Source organism: Streptomyces sp. NBC_01525 (assembly GCF_045040405.1).
Taxonomy (GTDB): Bacteria; Actinomycetota; Actinomycetes; order Streptomycetales; family Streptomycetaceae; genus Streptomyces; species Streptomyces benahoarensis.
The window spans coordinates 37,264-53,817 of record NZ_CP109398.1; the positions used below are offsets into that span (position 1 = coordinate 37,264).

Consider the following 16,554-nt stretch of genomic DNA (forward strand, 5'->3'; position numbering starts at 1 on the left):
GAATGTCCGTGATCGCGCTGACCTCAGCACACGCGAGTGGGGTGACCGTCTCCTCCCTGGCGATGGCACTGGCCGGCCCGCGGCCGTCGCTGCTGGCCGAGGCCGACGCCAAGGGCGGCTCCATCCGTACCGGCTACCGCATGGGCGAGTGGGGCGGCGAAGTCGGCCTGTGGCACCTGGCCCAGGCCGACCGCGAAGGCGCGCTGGCGGAAGCCTTCGAGGCACACCTGCGCCGCCTGGACGCCTCCGGCAGCCGGCTGTGGCTGCCGGGCCTGACCGATCCGCTGCAAGCTGCGGCCCTCTCTCAGACCTGGGAGCCGCTGAGTCTGCTGCTGCAGGCCATGGACCAGCACGCCGGCTTCGACGTCGTCGTTGATGCCGGCCGGGTTGCCCTCGAGCCTGGCGGAGTGCATCCCTCCCTCTACCCGCGGCCGCTGCTGCACCGCGCCGACCTGGTCCTGCTGGTCATGCGCAACACCGTGACGTCCGTCGCGCAGACGCTGCCCGTCGCCCGTTCCCTCCAGAAGGAGTTGGCCGAGCGCGGTACGGGCGCTGACGCACTGCGGCTGCTGCTGGTGCAGGAGGGTGATGTGTCGGGCCATGACATCGCCCGCCGTCTGGAGATTCCGGTCATCGGCACGCTGCCGTGGGAGGAAAAGACCGCCCGCATCCTCACCCACGGCACGACCCGTCAGGTGAAGCCGGGCGCGATGCGGCTGCTCAAGCACGCCCGGGAGGCGGCCCGCGCCGCCGAGGTCGACGCCAGCACGCGCCGGCTGCGGATGCAGCTGCCTCCGCCGCCCGTGCCGTCGCCGGTGGTTGCTGGTGTGGTGCAGCGGCTGACCGCCCCGGGCCAGGAGGTGACGATCAGTGGCTGACCGCACCGGCTTCCCGGTGAACGGCACTGCCCTGTCCGGGATGCTCAAGGATGTGCTCGCGCAGCGCCAACACAGCGGCGCCCCCACGCCGGCTCCCGCGCCGCCGCCGCCGTCGTCGGAGGCCAACGTGCAGCTCTCCAAGGGCGACGCCGCCGGCCCCGGCCGCCTGGCCGAACTTCCCGGTGTGCTGCCTGTCTCGCGGGCCGTGATCCGGGAACTGCAGGATGCGGTCTCTCAGGACCTGGTGGAACAGGAACGCAAGAGCGAGAGCCGGCTCAGCGCGGAGGACCAGCTGGAGCTGGCCCGTTCCCTGGTCGCCAAACGCGTGTCGGCCTGGGCGGTCGAGCACGCCCGCACCACGCTGCCGCTGTCCGGCCCCCAGCTGGAGTCCATCCGGCAGGCCATCATCAATGCGCTGTTCAAGGCGGGCCCGCTCCAGCAGTACTTGGAGGACGAGAGCGTCGAGAACATCGTCGTGGACGGCGACCAGGTCCTCATCGACTACTTCGACCGGCCCACCCAGCGCGTCGACCCGGTGGCCGACGACGACGAAAGCCTGGTCGCGCTCATCAACCGGCTCGCCGCGCGCTCCGGGCACGGCGACCGTGTGCTGAACCCTGCGACCCCCATGGTCAATTTCCGGTTGCCGGACCGCTCCCGTGTCGCGGCGACGCTGCTGACCACCCGGCCCACCATGGCGATCCGCCGCCACCGCGTCATGAGCGCCTCCCTGGAAGACCTCGTCGAATGGGGCACGCTCAGCCCGGCGCTGCGGGCATTCCTGTGGGGGCTGGTCACGGCGAAGCAGACGATGCTGATCGCCGGGGACATGGGCGTGGGCAAGACGTCGCTGCTGCGGGCGCTGGTGCGCAAGGTCGGCGCGGGTGAGCGCATCGTGACGTTGGAGACCGATCGCGAGCTGTTCCTGGACGAGGATCCGAACGTCGCTGCGCACGTGATGGCGATGGAGGAGCGCGCCTCCAACGGCGAGGTCGGCAAGGACGGTCGGGAGACCGGGCGGATCACGATCGCCGACATGTATCCGCACACCCTGCGGATGTTGTCCACGCGCGTGGTGGTCGGTGAGGTCCGCTCCACCGAGGTCGTGCCGATGCTCGATGCGATGAGCTCCGGCGGCCGCGGCAGCATGTGCACCTTGCACGCCGCCTACCCGCGCCTGGTCCTGCCCCGTCTGGTGCAGCTGTGCCAGAGCGCCGGCAAGGACGTCGACTCCACCCACCAGCTCGTCGCCAACGCGGTGAACTTCGTGGTCTTCATTCGGCAGACCGACCAGACGCAGATCGGCGGCCGCCGCCACCGCTATGTCTCCGACGTCCTCCAGGTCACCCCCGGCGAAGGTGGCCAGCCCGCCTTCAGCCGCATCTTCGCGCCGGCCGGTGACGGAGACCCGCGGGGAGTGCCGAAGGACCTGCCGACCGGCGAGGTGATGCAGGAACTGGCCGACGCCGGCTTCGACAAGCGGTGGCTGACCGAGGAGCAGTACGGGCGCTGGCCCAAGCCGATGGAGTTGGTGCGGCGATGAGTCTGGGACAGCTTGGGATGCTCGGTGCCCTGTGCGGACTGCTGATGGTGGCCGGCATCGTTCTCTCCGTACTGTCGTTCAAGCCGGCGGCCGCAGCGGATCGTGCTCGGCCGCGGGGAGCCTCGTTGTGGCAGCGGGTGTGCGAATCACTGCCGGGTGCGTGGGCGGAGCGCTACCGGTGGATCGTCGTCACTTCCGGTGTCGTGGCGGTTGTGGTGTGGGTCTGGACGGCTCGGCCCGTTCAGGGGCTGTTGGCCGCCGCGGTGGTGGCCGGGTTTCCGTGGATCTGGCATCCGTCGGTCACCTCCACCCGCCGCATCGTGCGGCTGGAGGCGTTGTCGCGATGGCTCCAGCACCTGGCCGGCGCGCACGTCGTCGGGCACACCCTGGAGGCCGCGATCAGCGGCGCGATGCGCCAGGTGCCCGCTGAAATCCACGCCCCGGTACGCACGTTGGAGGCACGTCTGCGGATGGGCGTCAATCCGGAAGCGGCTTACCGTGCATTCGCCGACGACTTCGAGGACGGCGCGGTCGACAACGTCGTGCTCGTCTTCATCACCCACATCCGCGACCGAGGCCGCGGAATGGTCGAGACGCTGCAGACCCTCTCCGACCTGACGGCCGAAGAGGCAGCCTCGCTGCGGACGGTGGACGCGGACCGCCAGAAGGTGCGCACGCAGACCCGCTGGGTGGCGATCATCGTGCTGGCCATGGGCTTCTCCATGGGCAGCAGCTTCGGGCCCGCGTACAACAGTGCGGGCGGACAGATGTGGCTGCTGCTCATGGGCGTCGGATTCGTGGGGGCCCTGGTGTGGCTGCGGCGCCTGTGCGCGGTCAAGCCTTCGCCGCGGCTGCTGCGGCCGCGTGCGGCCGAGGAGACGAAGCAGGTCGCGACGGCCGGGCAGGGGGGCGTTGGATGATGTCGATGGCAGGCGCTGTGTATGGCGCGATGATCGGCGGCGGCGCCTTCCTGGTGGTCCGGGAGTTGCTGCCGTCCCGCCCGGACCTGGGCACCGTCCTCGACCGCCTGGAGAACACCACTCCGGCCCCGGAGAACTCCACGGCGCCGGGGGCTCCGCGCAGCGTGATCTGGACCGAGCAGGTCGGCACGCGCGTCCTGGGGTCCGCCGGTGACCGGGTGGGGGTGCCGCGCAAGGACCTGGATGTGCTGGGGATCTCGCCTGCCAAACACGTCGGTGACAAGGTCATCGGCGCCATCGGCGGGTTCGCGATGCCGCAGATGGCTCTGGCCATGGCCGCGCTGCTCGGCGTGCCGCTGCCGTTCGTGGTGCCGCTGTTCGTCAGCTTCCTCTTCGCGGCGATCATGTGGGTCTCCGCCGACACCAACGTGCGCTCCAAGGCGACCAAGGTGCGGCTGGAGTACCGGTATGCGGTGGCGTCCTTGATGGAGCGGGCCCGGCTTCAGCGTGGTGCGCACTCCGGTGCCGAACGTGCCCTGTACGAGACAGCAGCCGTCGGGGACGGACGCGTCTACGTCCGGATCCGGACCGCGCTGGACCAGGCCCGGCTCTCAGGCACCCCGCCATGGGATGCCCTCAAGGCGCTCTCCGAGCAGCTGGACGTCCCCGAAATGGCCGGACCGGCCGATACGTTCGCGCATGCCGGCGGCGAGGGCGCCTCGATCGTCGCGGCGCTGGAGACGCAGGCCAAGGCCCTGCGCAAGCGGTTGCAGACCGATGTCCAGGCCGAGGCCAACGCCGACTCCGAAAAGAGCGTGGTGCCGGGCACGGTGCTGTTCGTCGTGCTGTTCGCGACCCTCGGCTATCCGCTGTTCCAGACCCTCATCAGTACCTGACCGCTCCGGCGGCATCGATCAGAAGTTGACCACCGAAGGGGGAAATTCCCATGAAGCACACCGCCCGCACCCTGCGATCCCGACTGACCGACCGCTGGCTGACCGCCGTTGCCCGCATGACGAGCACCCGGAGCGACGCCGGCCTGGAGACCCTGGAGAAGCTGATCATCGGCGCCGTCCTCATAGTCGCCGCCACCGCCTTCGGCGTCGCGTTCAACGGCAAGTTCAACGACCTGATGAACACCTTCAAGAGCTCGTTCTGACATGTGGCAGAGCTGGAGGCAGCTGTGGCGCGCGCAGTGCGCAGGCGCTCGGGGCGAGGAGGGGATGGGGACGCTGGAGTTCACCATCATCGCCCCGGTCATCATGCTGATTCTGTGCGCCGGCTTGCAGTTGGGCATGTGGTACCTGGCCCAGGAGGCCGCGCTCACGGCTGCCCGCAAGGCCGCCACCGCCGGCGCCGCCTACCAGGCATCCCCCGCTGACGGCACCGCCCGTGCCCGCAGCTGGCTCGCCGAAATCCACCTCATCAAGGGCACGAACGTCTCCTCGGCCGGCTCCACCGCCGACCGGGTCCGTGTGACCGTGACCGGGACCAGCCTCTCGCTGGTGCCGGGTTGGACCCCGCAGATCACCAAGTCGGCCGAGGTGCCGGTCGAGCGCTGGAATGTGGGGCCGTGATGATGCTGCTGCGCCGCCTGCGCTGGCGGGACGACCGGGGTACCTACACCCTGGAGACCGTCATCTGCGTGACGTTCTTGCTGCCCTTCCTGGGGCTGCTCGCCGCCTACGGCCTCGCCGGGGTATTCGACAGCTCCGTCGACAATGCGGCCAACAGCGCGGCTCGCGCTGCTTCGCAGGCCGCCGACGCGGATACCGCCCAGGCCCGCGGCCTCGCCGCCGCCACCGCGGCTCTGCGCCAGGACGACCGCAACTGCACCAGCCGGACCGTCAGCATCGACACCACCTCCTTCAACGCGCCGCTCGGACAAGCCGCGAGCGTGACCGCCACCGTCACCTGCACCATCCCGCTCTCCCAGCTGACGGTCCCGGGCCTGCCCGGCTCCAAGACGCTCACCGCCACCGCCACGAGCGCGCTGGACCAGTACGCCGACCGCGCGGAGTGAACATGCTGCCCCTGCCCGCCGCCCTCCGACGGTTTCTCCGCCGCCTCGTCCACAGCGCAGACGGTGACCGCGGTTCGACCACCTTGTTCTGGATCATCGTCGGCCTAGTCTTTCTCGTCCTGCTGGCCCTCGTCGTGGACGGCGGCGGGCAGCTCAAAGCCTCCGCGCACGCCGACGATGTCGCCAACGCCGCAGCACGGGCGGGCGGTCAGCAGATCGACGTCGGCAAGGCCATCCCGGGCGGGGAGGTCGTCGTCGACCCGGAAGCCGCCGCCTCCGTCGCCAGAGACTTCTTGCACCAGGCCGGGGTGGAGGGCACCGTCACTGTCTCCGGCAGCGGCAAGCGCCTGGAGGTCAGCGTGACCGACACCTACCACTGCCTCATGCTCGTCGGCGTCGGCCGCCCCACACTGCCCGTCACCGGACACGGCACCGCCCAGCTCGTCCACCAGGTCGGAGACTGACTGACATGCCCCACCCCCCCTCCCTCACACGCCGCCCCTGGCCGCTGACCCTGGTACGCATCACCGGTAGCCTGGTGGCCCTCGCCGCGCTCGTCGCAGGCCTGCCGCTCGCGCTGCTGCGCATCGGCACGCTGCCCGCCGGCGTGCCCTCGATGGGAGACATCGGCAACGCGCTGATGGCGCCGGATGACGGGCATGTCCTGTTCACCGCCATCACGCTGGTGTGCTGGGTGCTGTGGGCATGGTTCATCACCTCCCTGGTCGTGGAGGGCGCAGCCCTCCTGCGCCACCGCACTGCACCGCGCGTGCGGGGCCTGGCGGCACCGCAGCGTCTTGCGGCGGTGCTGCTGGGCGGCCTGCTGGTGCTCCCGTCGGCCACCGCTATCGCCGCGACCCCCGCCACCGCGGTTGCCCACGGCGCCACAGCAGCGCCCGGCCCGTCCACTGCGCATGCGCCCACCCCGCAGAAGGCCACCCACGCCGGGCCCCGGCACACCGTGGGCGCCACAGGCGAGACCGTCTGGGACCTGGCTGAGCACTACCTCGGCGATGGACGCCGCCATGCCGAAATCCGCGCCCTGAACCCTGGACTGCCACAGACCGCGACGCTGCCCGCCGGCACCGTCGTCAACCTGCCCGCTGACGCGAGCGGCGTGCACACCCAACTCGCAGCGGCCGCCCCGGAGACCGGCACGCGCCATGAGGCGAAGACCGAGCCGTACACGGTGGCTTCGGGCGATTCGCTCTCCGGCATCGCGCAGAAGAAGCTCGGCGACGGCGACCGGTGGACCGACATCTACGCCGAGAACAAAGACACGATCCACGACCCCGACCTGATCTACCCCGGCCAGCGTGTCGACCTGCCACAGCAAGAGGCAACGCCCGCCCCGCCGGCCGAGGACCACAAGCACCACCAAGGCGCGGCCCCACAGCACGAACAGCACACGCCCGAACCGGACGACGCACGCCCCGCCACGCCTCATCACGAGCACCAGCAGCACGGCACCGACGGCGAGAAGACCAAGCCGGCACCCCACGCGTCCGATGCCTCCGGAGACAAGGCCCTCCCCGGGCAGCAGCAGAGGCACACGACAGCCCCCGAGCACGAGCCCGCTGCGCCCGAGACCGCTGAGCCCACCACCCCGCACTCCCCCACGGAAGCAACTCCCGCGCCGCACCAGAGCGCCCCCGCTACGGACTCGGGGCGGTCCAACTCCGGTCAGATCGCCGCGATCGGGGGCGGGGTCCTGGCGGCCGCGCTGCTGTCCGCAGTGGCTACCCGGCGCATCCTTCAGCAGCGCCGCCGGCACCGCGGCCGCCGCATCGCCCTGCCGGAAGACGGGGCCGCGGTGACCGAGCAGAACCTGCGTACTGCTGAGGCGGCGCTGGACACCACCATGCTCGACGGGGCCCTGCGTACCGCGGCGGTCCACCTCACCGCCGCCGGCCGAGAGCTGCCGCCGCTGTCCGCCGCGGTGATCGGTCCGCGCGAGATCGTGCTGCACCTGACCGAACCGGCGGCCCCCGTGCCGCCCTTCACCGCGGCCCCCGACACGTTGCAGCGGTGGACCTGCCCAACCCGCGGGGGCGACCTGCTGCCCCAGGCGCAGACCGACGACGTCGAAGCCCCCTATCCGACGCTGGCCTCCCTCGGGTGGGACGAGCAGGGCCACCTGATCCTGCTCGACCTGGAGAACGTCGGCCACCTCCACCTCACCGGGCCCGATCGGCGCCGGGTGCTGCGCACCCTGGCACTGGAGCTGGCCGCCAGCGAATTCGCCGACCACCTCACCGTCTCCGCCATCAGCCCGTCGGCACCCGGCCTGCGCCAGGAGCTGCCCGAGCGGGTCATCGAGCACGCAGACATCACCAGCGCGCGGGCCGCTGTCCGGGCGCATCACACCGAGCAGCAGCGTGCCCTGGCCGTCATGGGAGCACCGGGTCTGCGGCGCGCACGGACCGGTGAGGAGACCGCCGCTGCGTGGAGCCCGCACCTCTTGTTCTCCGACACCGAGGCCGGGGACGTCGCGGGGGCGGAGCTGGAGGATCTGCGGCAGGTCGTTGCCGACTATCCGCGGTCGGCGACCGCGCTGGTGACCACCGGCAGCGGTGCGGCTGCCCTGCCGGGGGCCCAGGTGGTGGAGGCCGATACGTCGGCCGGGCCGGTCACGCTGCTGCTGCCGGGCACCGAGGTGGAGGTCTTGTGCAACGTCCAGGCGCTCAGCGACGAGGACTACGCCTACGCGCTCGAGGTGCTGGCGACGACCCGCGCGGACGACGTCCCCGCCGCCCAGCCCACCTCCACTCCCCCGAAGGCCGTCCCCGACCTACCGCAGTACACGCCGGCAGCGGATGAGCCCGCGGCCACGCCCGTCGCTCCCCCGGCAGTGGCCCCGTCCAGCCCCCCGGCTCAGGTACCGAACCTGATGGCCCAGTTCGCCGTCTACGAAGACGAGCCGCCCACCGAAGCAGCTGACCAGGCTCCTGCCCCCGTGGGCGACACCAAGGGCGAGGATGCTGACGGCTTGCCCACCGTCGACGAGATGAACGAGCCCACTCCGTCCGGCTCTTCCACAGCTGCGGCGCAGCACCATGGCCCGGCCGTACACGGGCGCGTCACGCTCCTGGAGGAGACGCCGGAGCCGTTGCCGGAGCCCGAGGTCACGGTGGACGCCGCGGGCGACGGTCCAGTGGTGCGGATGCTGGGTCCAGTGGACATCGAAGGTGCCCGGGGCAGCATCGAGTCCAAGCGCAAGCGCACCTGCATCGAGCTGGCCGCGTGGCTGGTACTGCACCCGAACTTGGACCATCACTCCGTGGACGAGGCGATGTGGCCCGGCCGGGAGACCGCCCGCAAGTACCGCAACGCCACGGTAAGCCGTCTGCGGACGTGGCTGGGCACCGACGAGGACGGCAGCCCGTTCTTCCCGCCCATCGCCACCACCAGCGACGCCCGCTACGCGCTGGCCCCGGCCGTCGAGTCCGACTGGCACCGGTTCCAGCGTCTGACCGCGGCCGCCGCCAAGAGCCCCGGGCCGCATGCCGCAGCCCAGCTGCGTGCTGCACTCGAACTCGTGCGGGGTCGGCCGTTCTCCGGTGTGAACAGCCGGCGCTACGCCTGGGCCGAGCACCAAGCCCAGGACATGACTTCCGCGATCGTGGACGCAGCCGCGGACCTGGCCGAGCACTGCCTGGCCCAGTGCGATCCGCGCGGGGCACTGTGGGCGGCCACCAAGGGGCTGGACGCGGCGCCCGAGATGGAGAACCTGTACCGCATCCTGTTCCGCATCTACGCCGCCCTCGGCAACTACGACGCCCTGGAGCGGGCCGCGGAGAAGCTCGACACCCTGAACATGGAGTTGGGCGTCGACATGGAGGAGTCCACCGCCGAAATCCTGGCCCAGCTCAGCAAGTCCGCCTGATCCAACCGCCCCGGGTCGTCGCGCACCGGTCTCGCAGCACGAGAGGACGCCGCATGCTCAGCCAGCTGCTGGCCACGCTCGTGGGCCTCGTGGCCGGAGCTGGCCTGCGCCCGCTCGTCGTCGCCCTCGCCGTACCGGCCGGACAGCCCGCTGACGTCACCTGCCCGGCCTGCTCACCGCGGCCAGTGCCGACGTGGGGCCCCCACACCCTGCGGCTGCTTCCGCCCGGCGGCCGCTGCCCCAACTGCCGTGCGCGGCTGTGCGCGCCGTGGCTGCCGGAGCTCACCACCGCCGCCGCGTTCGCTGTGGTCGCGGCCGGTGGAGCTGTCGGCTGGTACGCCGCCGCCCAGTACTGGATCGCCTTCCTCGGGGCCGCCCTTCTGCTGATCGACAGCGCAGTGCAGCGGCTGCCGAACCTACTGACGCTGGCCGCAGCTGTCGGCACGCTGGTGTTGCTCAGCGCCGCATCCGCTCACCACGAGACCGGGAGCCTTCTGCGTGCCGCGGTTGTCGCGGCGGTGGCCGGGGGGCTGTTCACCGTGCTCGCTGGTCTGGGCACCACAGGGCTGGGCGACGCAAAGCTGGCGCTCTCCCTCGGTGCGGTGCTCGGGTGGCACAGCTGGCAGGCCGCAGTCCTCGCTCTCGTCCTGACCTATCTCCTCGGCGCCACGGTGGCAGTCCTGCTCCTGCTCACCCGGCGCGGACACCGCAAGAGCACACGGGCCTTCGGGCCGTTCCTCATCATCGGCACGCTCGCCGCCCTCACCACAACCACCTGACCTCCGGCTGGCCGTCACAGCATCTGATTCGCATACCCGTGGTCCGGGCACTGCCCGACTACCCCATTGCTTACCCCGCAGCGAATACCCTCAGGTCCCCGCGTTCCACGGCGTGGCCGATGACCGACTCCGGGATTTCGGCCATCGGCCACGGGGTGGCCGGCCGTGGCCGATCGGCCCGCGTCGTGACTGATTGCTCATGGCCGGTTAGGGAATCCGGATCAGTCACGAGGCGGATCGGCCAAGCCCCCGCGGGCAACGGCATGACCGTCAGCGGCCGCGCAGACGCTTCAGCCAACTCCGTACGCGGGTCCGCGGCGAGGATACGACCGCGGGCGGGCATGACGGAGGCGGCGGGAAACGCGGAGCTGTAGTTGGAGGAGGCACGGCCGCATGGGGTACATGGGGCGCTGGGCAATCTTCAGCCGCCGGCGTTGGTGTCTCGCTCGTCTGAGGGTCCAGGGTGGGCAGCGGGTCGTTCGTACCCGGGTCCGTCTGGGCGGTGGGACGGACGACGGGCTCCGCTCCTGAATCGCTCATGTCCGGAGCTGCGACAGCGGCCTGCGTGGCGGGGCGCTGCTCGGGCTCGTCGGCACGTGCGGCGGATTGGGCCGTGCGCTCTTTCTGCTCGGCGGGGCGGAACGGCTTTGTCGGAGCCAGATCACTGTCGACGGGTGCCGGGGCGGGCGGACGCCGAGGTGGAATCGGCTTGGGCTTCGATGGGGAGACGGAGCCGCCCCACCGCTCTACCTGCCACGGTTCCTTGACCCACAGCTGCAGTTCAATCCAGCCGCGATCGGCAGCCTTCTGCGCCCAGTCCGCGCCCTTCGGGAAGAGCTCCCAATAGCCGTAGCCGAGGAACTCCCCCGAGGACGTGCTGGCACCGATCCACTCCCCTGTCTTACAGCGCACCGCAACGTTGACCTTCACTTGTCGGCCCTCGATGAGGACCGGGTGCCGGGCTGCGTACATCACGACGTGACTGTCACGCCGCTGGCCGGTCGACTTCGCCGTCCTCGCCGGCCCCCACACGGCGCGCGGTATCTGCCCGGCCGTGCCATCGACCAGCTTCTGCGCCAGCTGGTGGGCGGTGGCGGGGCCCACGCAGAACTCGTCCCACGGGATGTTTCGTCGACCGCTCGGAGCTACCGCAGCAAACTGGGCGACTGTCTCCGGATCGTGCTTGAAGGAGTTCAGAAGCTGGACGATGCGCGCGGCGGAGGCGATGGCCGGTCCGCGCAGCTTGCTGACGACGGGCTTGCCACCACCGCTTGTGGCGCGCGGCGACCGCGGTGGGGTGCTGCCGCTCTTGGCTCCGCCGCGGGTGCCGGGGCGGGTCAGGGGCGGGCACTTCAGCCGCCACTGACCCTCGCGCCGGACGATGGTGCCCCGCGAGGAATCCACCAGTTCCTTGCCACGCCGCGGGAGATCAAAGTTGCATGTGGGATTGTGCTTGCGGCCCGGCATCGTGAAGAAGTGCGAGGAGCGGGAGTCTGGGTCATCGGCGTTCGCATGCCGCACCGAGACCTGGACGCCGCAGCCACCGCATCGCAGCGGGATGGCGTACGGAGGGTGGGGCTTGATGTCGATGGCCAACCGGTCGTAGTCGTCGTCCCGTGCGTCCCGGACCCACGGAATCCGCACCCCTTGCTTCTTCTGCGGCTTCCCCACCCGCTCCCCCACTCCTTGATGGCTGCTACACCCGATCTTCCCGCAGTTGCCGACGCGCGCCGGTCGACTTGGGGGGTTACTTTGGCCTGTGTACCGCCGAGCGGGATACGGCGGTGAATAGCTGGCTGGGATGGCCGATGGGGACAGCAGCCTGCGCCATGCGCAGAGCGGGATACCCAGATGCTTAGATGCTTACCCTCGTCAGATACCCCGCAGGTGCGCCGCGGGGCGAGGTTTGGTCATGGGGTATCCGTGCGCGTGGGCGGCTCCGGCACTTCGGCCATCGGCCACAGGGCGGATCGGCCATGGCCGATCAGGTGGAGCGAGGCTCGTCGGCCAATCAGCCACGGCCCACTGTGGCAGCAGTTGCGTACGCGGGCCGTGGCCGATGCGTGTCCACGGGCCGACTGGTCGCGTGTGGTGGGTGACCGACCTCAGGTGCGACCGGCCCTGCTGCCGCTCGCGTTCTTTCTTGACTTCCTTGGCCGCAGCGACGGCACACTGGCCCGTCCGCGGGGCCACTTCCAGCCGAAGAGCAACCTCTGCACCGGACAATTGCCACAGCGGCTGCCTTCGTCGCCGTCGCGACCAGCGGCGCCTCAGGTTGGTACGCCGCCGCCCAGTCCTGGATGGCCCTGCTGGGCGCCGTGCTGTTCCTCATTGACAGCGCCGTACACCGGCTTCCCGACGCGCTGACCCTCCCGGCCGCCGTCGGCGTCCTCGTGCTGCTCGCCGTCGCGGCCGCCGCGGGCAAGGTCGGGAGCCTGCCGCGCGCAGTGGCCGTCGCGGCGGCGGGCGGCGTGCTGTTCTTCCTCTTCGCGCTGGGGCATGGGCCTCGGGGACGCGAAGTTCGCAGTGCCGCTCAGTGCGCTGCTCGGCTGGCACGGCTGGGCGGCCGCTCCACTTGGCCTTGTGCTGAGCTACGCGCTCGGCGCCGTCGCCGCGGTCATCCTGCTGCTTCGCGGGCGGAGCAGCACGAGCACGATGCCGTTCGGGCCGTTCCTTCTCATCGGCACGCTAGTAACCGAAGTCCTCGTCGGCGGATAGCGGCAAGGGCGATTGCCCCTTCTCATACCCTGCCCAATACCCGCAGGTCGCAGCGCTGATAGCCCTCATCTGGGCGGCAGGCGGACGACGGCATCAACCCTGGCGAAGCCTGCGTGTCGTCCAGTCCCACCGGACGGCTGCGGCGGCGGCCGACCCACATTCCCGTGCACTGCATCTGGCTGGCGGGTACGTACGGTGCACCAAGTGTGGTGCTGCTCTCCGCCCCTGACAGGGTGTGACATGGCGGCGGTAGATTTGGCATGTCACAGCGGCGATGCGAGGGGCGGGACATGGCGGAACACGAGGTCGGACGGGAACCGGCGTCTCCACCAACATTGGCGCAGCCCGTCGGTCCGCCGATGCCCCGGAAGCTGCCACCGGCGACCGCGTCGCTCGTGGCCTGGCTGCAGCTGCCGCGCCCCGAGGCGCCTCCGGGGATCTGGCGTGCCGGGCACACGCCCCGCGCTGCCGACGATCCGGCGCACGTGCCCATGAGGCAGCTCGTCCGTGGAGCCGTGTTGTCCTTCCTGGCCGGGTATCTCTTGTGGTCGTTGCTGTGGAACGGCTACCTGGGCAAATACTGGCTCTGGCCGTTCCTGGCGATCGTCCCGAACGACTGGCACGGCACCATGGCCTACGTCGTCGCCGGCAACATCTACATCGGCCTGATCGGGCTGCTGCTGGTGGCCGTCTTCGGGCGGCTGGGGCGCTGGCCCGAACTCGCCCGCCGCGCCTGGTCCCGCGCCGGTGGCCGACCGGCTGCCCGCCGTGCGGCCGCGCCGCTGCCCCCGCACGTCGACCCCTCCACGTGGCCCGAGCTGCGGGCGGACGGTGCGACCAACGCAGCCGATCTGCTGGACCGGGAGCTGAAGGCCGGCCGCGTGACGGACGTCGACCACGCGCGCATCACCCACGCATGGAAGTCCCTCCCCCGCACCGATAACGTCCGGGACATCCTCGCCCGCGGGGCGGCGGCGTGCCCGCATGGCTCAGGCAAGCGTGACCTTTCCCGCCGTACCGGGCACCACGATCTGCACACCCGGCAGGTGCGCGTCGGGGTGGTCGCCGACGACGACCGCAACCCGACCGAACTCCGTGACGCCGGTGTCGCCCTAGACCCGAGCCTGCTCGGCACCTCCGCCGTCGCGCTCGGGCCGTCGAGCACGACCGACCGCATCGTGCGCCCGGTCGTGGAATCCCTGTGCCTGCAGGCCCTCGCCGGCCAGGCCGCGGTCATCTGGGTCACTTCATCCGACCACCACGGCGGCGCGGATCACGGCAACTTCGACGCCGTGGTCCGCGCCGGAACTCAGGCGGCTGGGCACGGGCTGGACCTGTACGCCGATTCGCAGGACCCCGACATGGCCGGTGCGATGCTCGCCGAGGCGCTGGTCGGCGACGTCGCCGACACGCTGCCCGGCGGGGACAGCCGGCGCGCGGCCACCGCGCTCGCCCAGCTCCTCGGCCCCTTCCGCGCCGCCCACGACCGTTTCCCCGACGTCGCCGAGCTGCGCGATCTGCTGAGCGTCCCGGACGCTGTCGACGACCTGCGCGCCGCCCTGGACGGGCTGCAGCACCTCGCCCAGCTCCGCGAGCTCCAGGCGTACGGGCAGCAACCCGCGGACGTCATCTCCCTGCTGGGCAACCGCATCGCGCTGCTGGACCGCCCCGCCTTCGAGGGCTTCTTCACCCCGCCCCGCGACGGCGCGGCCCCGCGCCGGATGTACGCGCTGCGGCACCTCGACCAGCCGGTGCGTATCCGCATCGAGCTGCCCGAGCGCGCGCACGCCGAGGCCGCCCGCATCATGGCCCGGCTCGTCCTCGCGCAGTTCGGCGCCTGCGCTGCCGCGCGCGCCGACCGCAGCCTCTTCGCCGCCCTGGTCCTGGACGACGCCGCCCAGACCGTCACCGCCCAGGGCCTGCGCGGCCTGCAGCGCCTCCAGGACAACAACGCCGGTGTGCTGCTCGCCCTGCGCACCCTGAACGACGTACCGGAGCCGCTGCGGCGGCCGTTGCTGAGCCGGGTCGGGTGCCAGATCGTGTGCGCGGGCGTCACGACGTGGGATGCGGCGCCGGTCAGCGAAGCCTGGGGGGAGGCGTGGGTGGAGACCCGCACCGTCACCGACCGGCAGCTGGTGGCAGATGAGCCGATGACCCGGGTGATGCACGGTCTGCGGAAGATTGTCACCGGTCGGCACGTCACCGCCCAGTCCGTGACCGTCAAGCAGGAGCGCCGTCAGAGGTGGTCGGCCTCCGACCTCGCCCACGAACTGCCCGCCCAGCACGCCGTTGTCGCCGTCACCTCGGTCCGCGGCGAGCGCACCGCGCCGCTCCTGACCCAGCTGGACGCATGAGACTCGCGCCCGGCCGGAACCCGCAGCCGCGCCCCGAGGTGGCGTGGCCAACACCGCACACCGGCCGCCATGCTGGCCCGGTGACCACCGTTTCGAGGAGGCCCTGGTGTCCGTACGAGCAATAGGCGGTCGCGTGGCCGCAGCAATGGCCGCGGCCACGGTACTGGTGCTCGGCACCGGCGGCGTCTCCGTGGCCGCCGATGAACCCCCGGCCGTCGGCCGTGTCGTTCTGGCGGCGCCAGCCGCCCCGTCCCCGGATCCGAAGCCCAGCGACTCGTTCGATCCCTGTGAGCACATGGCGGCGCCGCTCGGCCACGCCTGCGACGATGACCCGCCGAGCGCCGGGTCGGGCTCCAGCCCACTGGATCCGGGCTCGGGAGGCGTCCTCGACCCGTTCGAAGCCATCACGAAGTCGTGCACGGACGGCGCCGCCTGGGTGATCAAGCAGCTCAACGCCGCCGTGACCGCCACCGGTGACGTCGACTTCACCAGCAAGGAGTTCCTCCAGCAGTACGCGCTGGTGTTCGCGGCCAGCACGATCCTGACGCTCCTGGTGTGGCTGTGGGCCGTCATGACGCGGGCCTTCCGTGGGGTGCCCTTCACCACCGCCTTCGGGGAAGCCATCGGTTTCCTGTGGATGGCGGTGCTGGCCTGCGCCTTCACGCCTTTGGCACTTCACGTCGTGACCGCCGCAGCTGACGGCGTCGCGGCGGTCCTCGCCAAGGCCGGCGGCTCCAACGACAAGTTCTTCGGCGACTTCGCCCACACCCTGCAGGGCCGCTCCGGCTTCGGACCGGCCTTGGTTCAGATCATCGCCGCGCTGGCCTCGATCGCCGCAGCATGCGTCCTGTGGCTGGAGATGGCGCTGCGCACCGCGATCCTCTACGTCGGCGCGGCCCTCGGGCCGATCGTCTACACCGGCCTGGTCAACAAGCAGCTGTGGCCGAAGGTCCGTCGATGGGCTGGGCTGATGGGGGCCATCATCATGGCCAAGCCGATCATGGTGATCGTGCTGATGCTGGCGAGCGCCATCAGCAACACCCAGACCGGCACATCGTCCGAGCTCAGCACCATCGTCTCCGGCCTGGCGGTCATCGTCCTCGCGATCATCGCCACCTTCGCGGTGGGCCGGTTCGTCCCGGGCATGGGCGACCAGATCATGGACCGGCAGAAGGCCCAGCGCGACGCCGAGGCCGAGGCCCGCCCCGCGTTCACCTCTGCCGTCGGCACCCTGAAGCAGGGCATCTCCGCACACAGCGACCGCACGCCGCAACGTACCCAGCCCGTCCCGCAACAGCCGGCCACGCAGGCGGCCAGCGGCATCGCCGCACACGGCAGCCGCTCACCCGAGCCGTCCAGCACAACCCCGAGGGCACGCCCCGGCGCGGAGCTCAGGACCAACCACCGCAACGAGCCCTGAACCCCAACACACAAGGCAGTAGTGAACGTTCAA

Annotated in this window: 15 protein-coding genes; 13 read left to right on the forward strand and 2 right to left on the reverse strand. The window is 71.1% G+C overall.

The features are described from left to right. The first annotated feature begins 2 nt into the window (after nt 1-2). From OG422_RS31025 to OG422_RS31070, 10 genes are all read left to right on the forward strand, one after another. A complete protein-coding gene (locus OG422_RS31025) occupies nt 3-878 on the forward strand; it encodes a hypothetical protein (RefSeq protein ID WP_331759824.1) in 876 nt (291 codons plus the stop codon). Then, the gene (locus OG422_RS31030; RefSeq protein WP_331759826.1) at nt 871-2,421 is read left to right on the forward strand and encodes an ATPase, T2SS/T4P/T4SS family; all 1,551 of its coding nucleotides are present in this window, start codon (nt 871-873) and stop codon (nt 2,419-2,421) included. Before OG422_RS31025 ends, OG422_RS31030 begins: the two co-directional genes overlap by 8 nt. Further along, nucleotides 2,418-3,341, forward strand: a complete 924-nt coding sequence (locus OG422_RS31035) for a type II secretion system F family protein (RefSeq protein WP_405748142.1) — start codon at nt 2,418-2,420, stop codon at nt 3,339-3,341. The genes OG422_RS31030 and OG422_RS31035 overlap by 4 nt, the downstream gene beginning before the upstream one ends. A 5-nt stretch (nt 3,342-3,346) precedes the next feature. Next, entirely contained in the window at nt 3,347-4,237 is an 891-nt protein-coding gene (locus tag OG422_RS31040) for a hypothetical protein (RefSeq protein ID WP_405748144.1), read from the forward strand. Between the two features lie 50 nt (nt 4,238-4,287). Then, a complete protein-coding gene (locus OG422_RS31045; RefSeq protein WP_331759832.1) occupies nt 4,288-4,500 on the forward strand; it encodes a hypothetical protein in 213 nt (70 codons plus the stop codon). A 64-nt stretch (nt 4,501-4,564) separates the two neighbouring features. Further along, nucleotides 4,565-4,918, forward strand: coding sequence for a TadE family protein (locus OG422_RS31050; RefSeq protein WP_331759834.1), 354 nt, complete (start codon nt 4,565-4,567; stop codon nt 4,916-4,918). After that, nucleotides 4,918-5,364: a hypothetical protein gene (locus OG422_RS31055; RefSeq protein WP_331759836.1), complete on the forward strand. Its 447-nt coding sequence runs from the start codon at nt 4,918-4,920 to the stop codon at nt 5,362-5,364. Before OG422_RS31050 ends, OG422_RS31055 begins: the two co-directional genes overlap by 1 nt. Before the next feature lie 2 nt (nt 5,365-5,366). Continuing rightward, complete coding sequence (locus OG422_RS31060) at nt 5,367-5,828, forward strand: pilus assembly protein TadG-related protein (RefSeq protein ID WP_331759837.1); 462 nt, start codon at nt 5,367-5,369, stop codon at nt 5,826-5,828. 5 nt (nt 5,829-5,833) lie between these two features. Beyond that, nucleotides 5,834-9,250, forward strand: coding sequence for a LysM peptidoglycan-binding domain-containing protein (locus OG422_RS31065; protein ID WP_331759838.1), 3,417 nt, complete (start codon nt 5,834-5,836; stop codon nt 9,248-9,250). A gap of 53 nt (nt 9,251-9,303) precedes the next feature. Continuing rightward, the gene (locus tag OG422_RS31070) at nt 9,304-10,029 is read left to right on the forward strand and encodes an A24 family peptidase (protein ID WP_331759840.1); all 726 of its coding nucleotides are present in this window, start codon (nt 9,304-9,306) and stop codon (nt 10,027-10,029) included. Nucleotides 10,030-10,299: 270 nt separating this feature from the next. Here OG422_RS31070 and OG422_RS31075 read toward each other — a convergent pair whose 3' ends face one another. Next, entirely contained in the window at nt 10,300-11,700 is a 1,401-nt protein-coding gene (locus OG422_RS31075; RefSeq protein WP_405748145.1) for a hypothetical protein, read from the reverse strand. 599 nt (nt 11,701-12,299) lie between these two features. Then, nucleotides 12,300-12,530, reverse strand: a complete 231-nt coding sequence (locus tag OG422_RS31080) for a hypothetical protein (RefSeq protein ID WP_331759844.1) — start codon at nt 12,528-12,530, stop codon at nt 12,300-12,302. Here OG422_RS31080 and OG422_RS31085 point away from each other — a divergent pair. The 3 genes from OG422_RS31085 to OG422_RS31095 all read left to right on the forward strand — a co-directional run bounded on the left by OG422_RS31085 (nt 12,529) and on the right by OG422_RS31095 (nt 16,521). Next, nucleotides 12,529-12,747, forward strand: a complete 219-nt coding sequence (locus OG422_RS31085; RefSeq protein WP_331759846.1) for a hypothetical protein — start codon at nt 12,529-12,531, stop codon at nt 12,745-12,747. The genes OG422_RS31080 and OG422_RS31085 overlap by 2 nt on opposite strands. A 491-nt stretch (nt 12,748-13,238) precedes the next feature. Beyond that, on the forward strand, nt 13,239-15,101 hold the full coding sequence (locus OG422_RS31090) for an ATP-binding protein (RefSeq protein ID WP_405748182.1): 1,863 nt from the start codon (nt 13,239-13,241) through the stop codon (nt 15,099-15,101). A 133-nt stretch (nt 15,102-15,234) separates the two neighbouring features. Then, nucleotides 15,235-16,521, forward strand: coding sequence for a hypothetical protein (locus tag OG422_RS31095; RefSeq protein ID WP_405748147.1), 1,287 nt, complete (start codon nt 15,235-15,237; stop codon nt 16,519-16,521). Nucleotides 16,522-16,554: the final 33 nt, after the last annotated feature.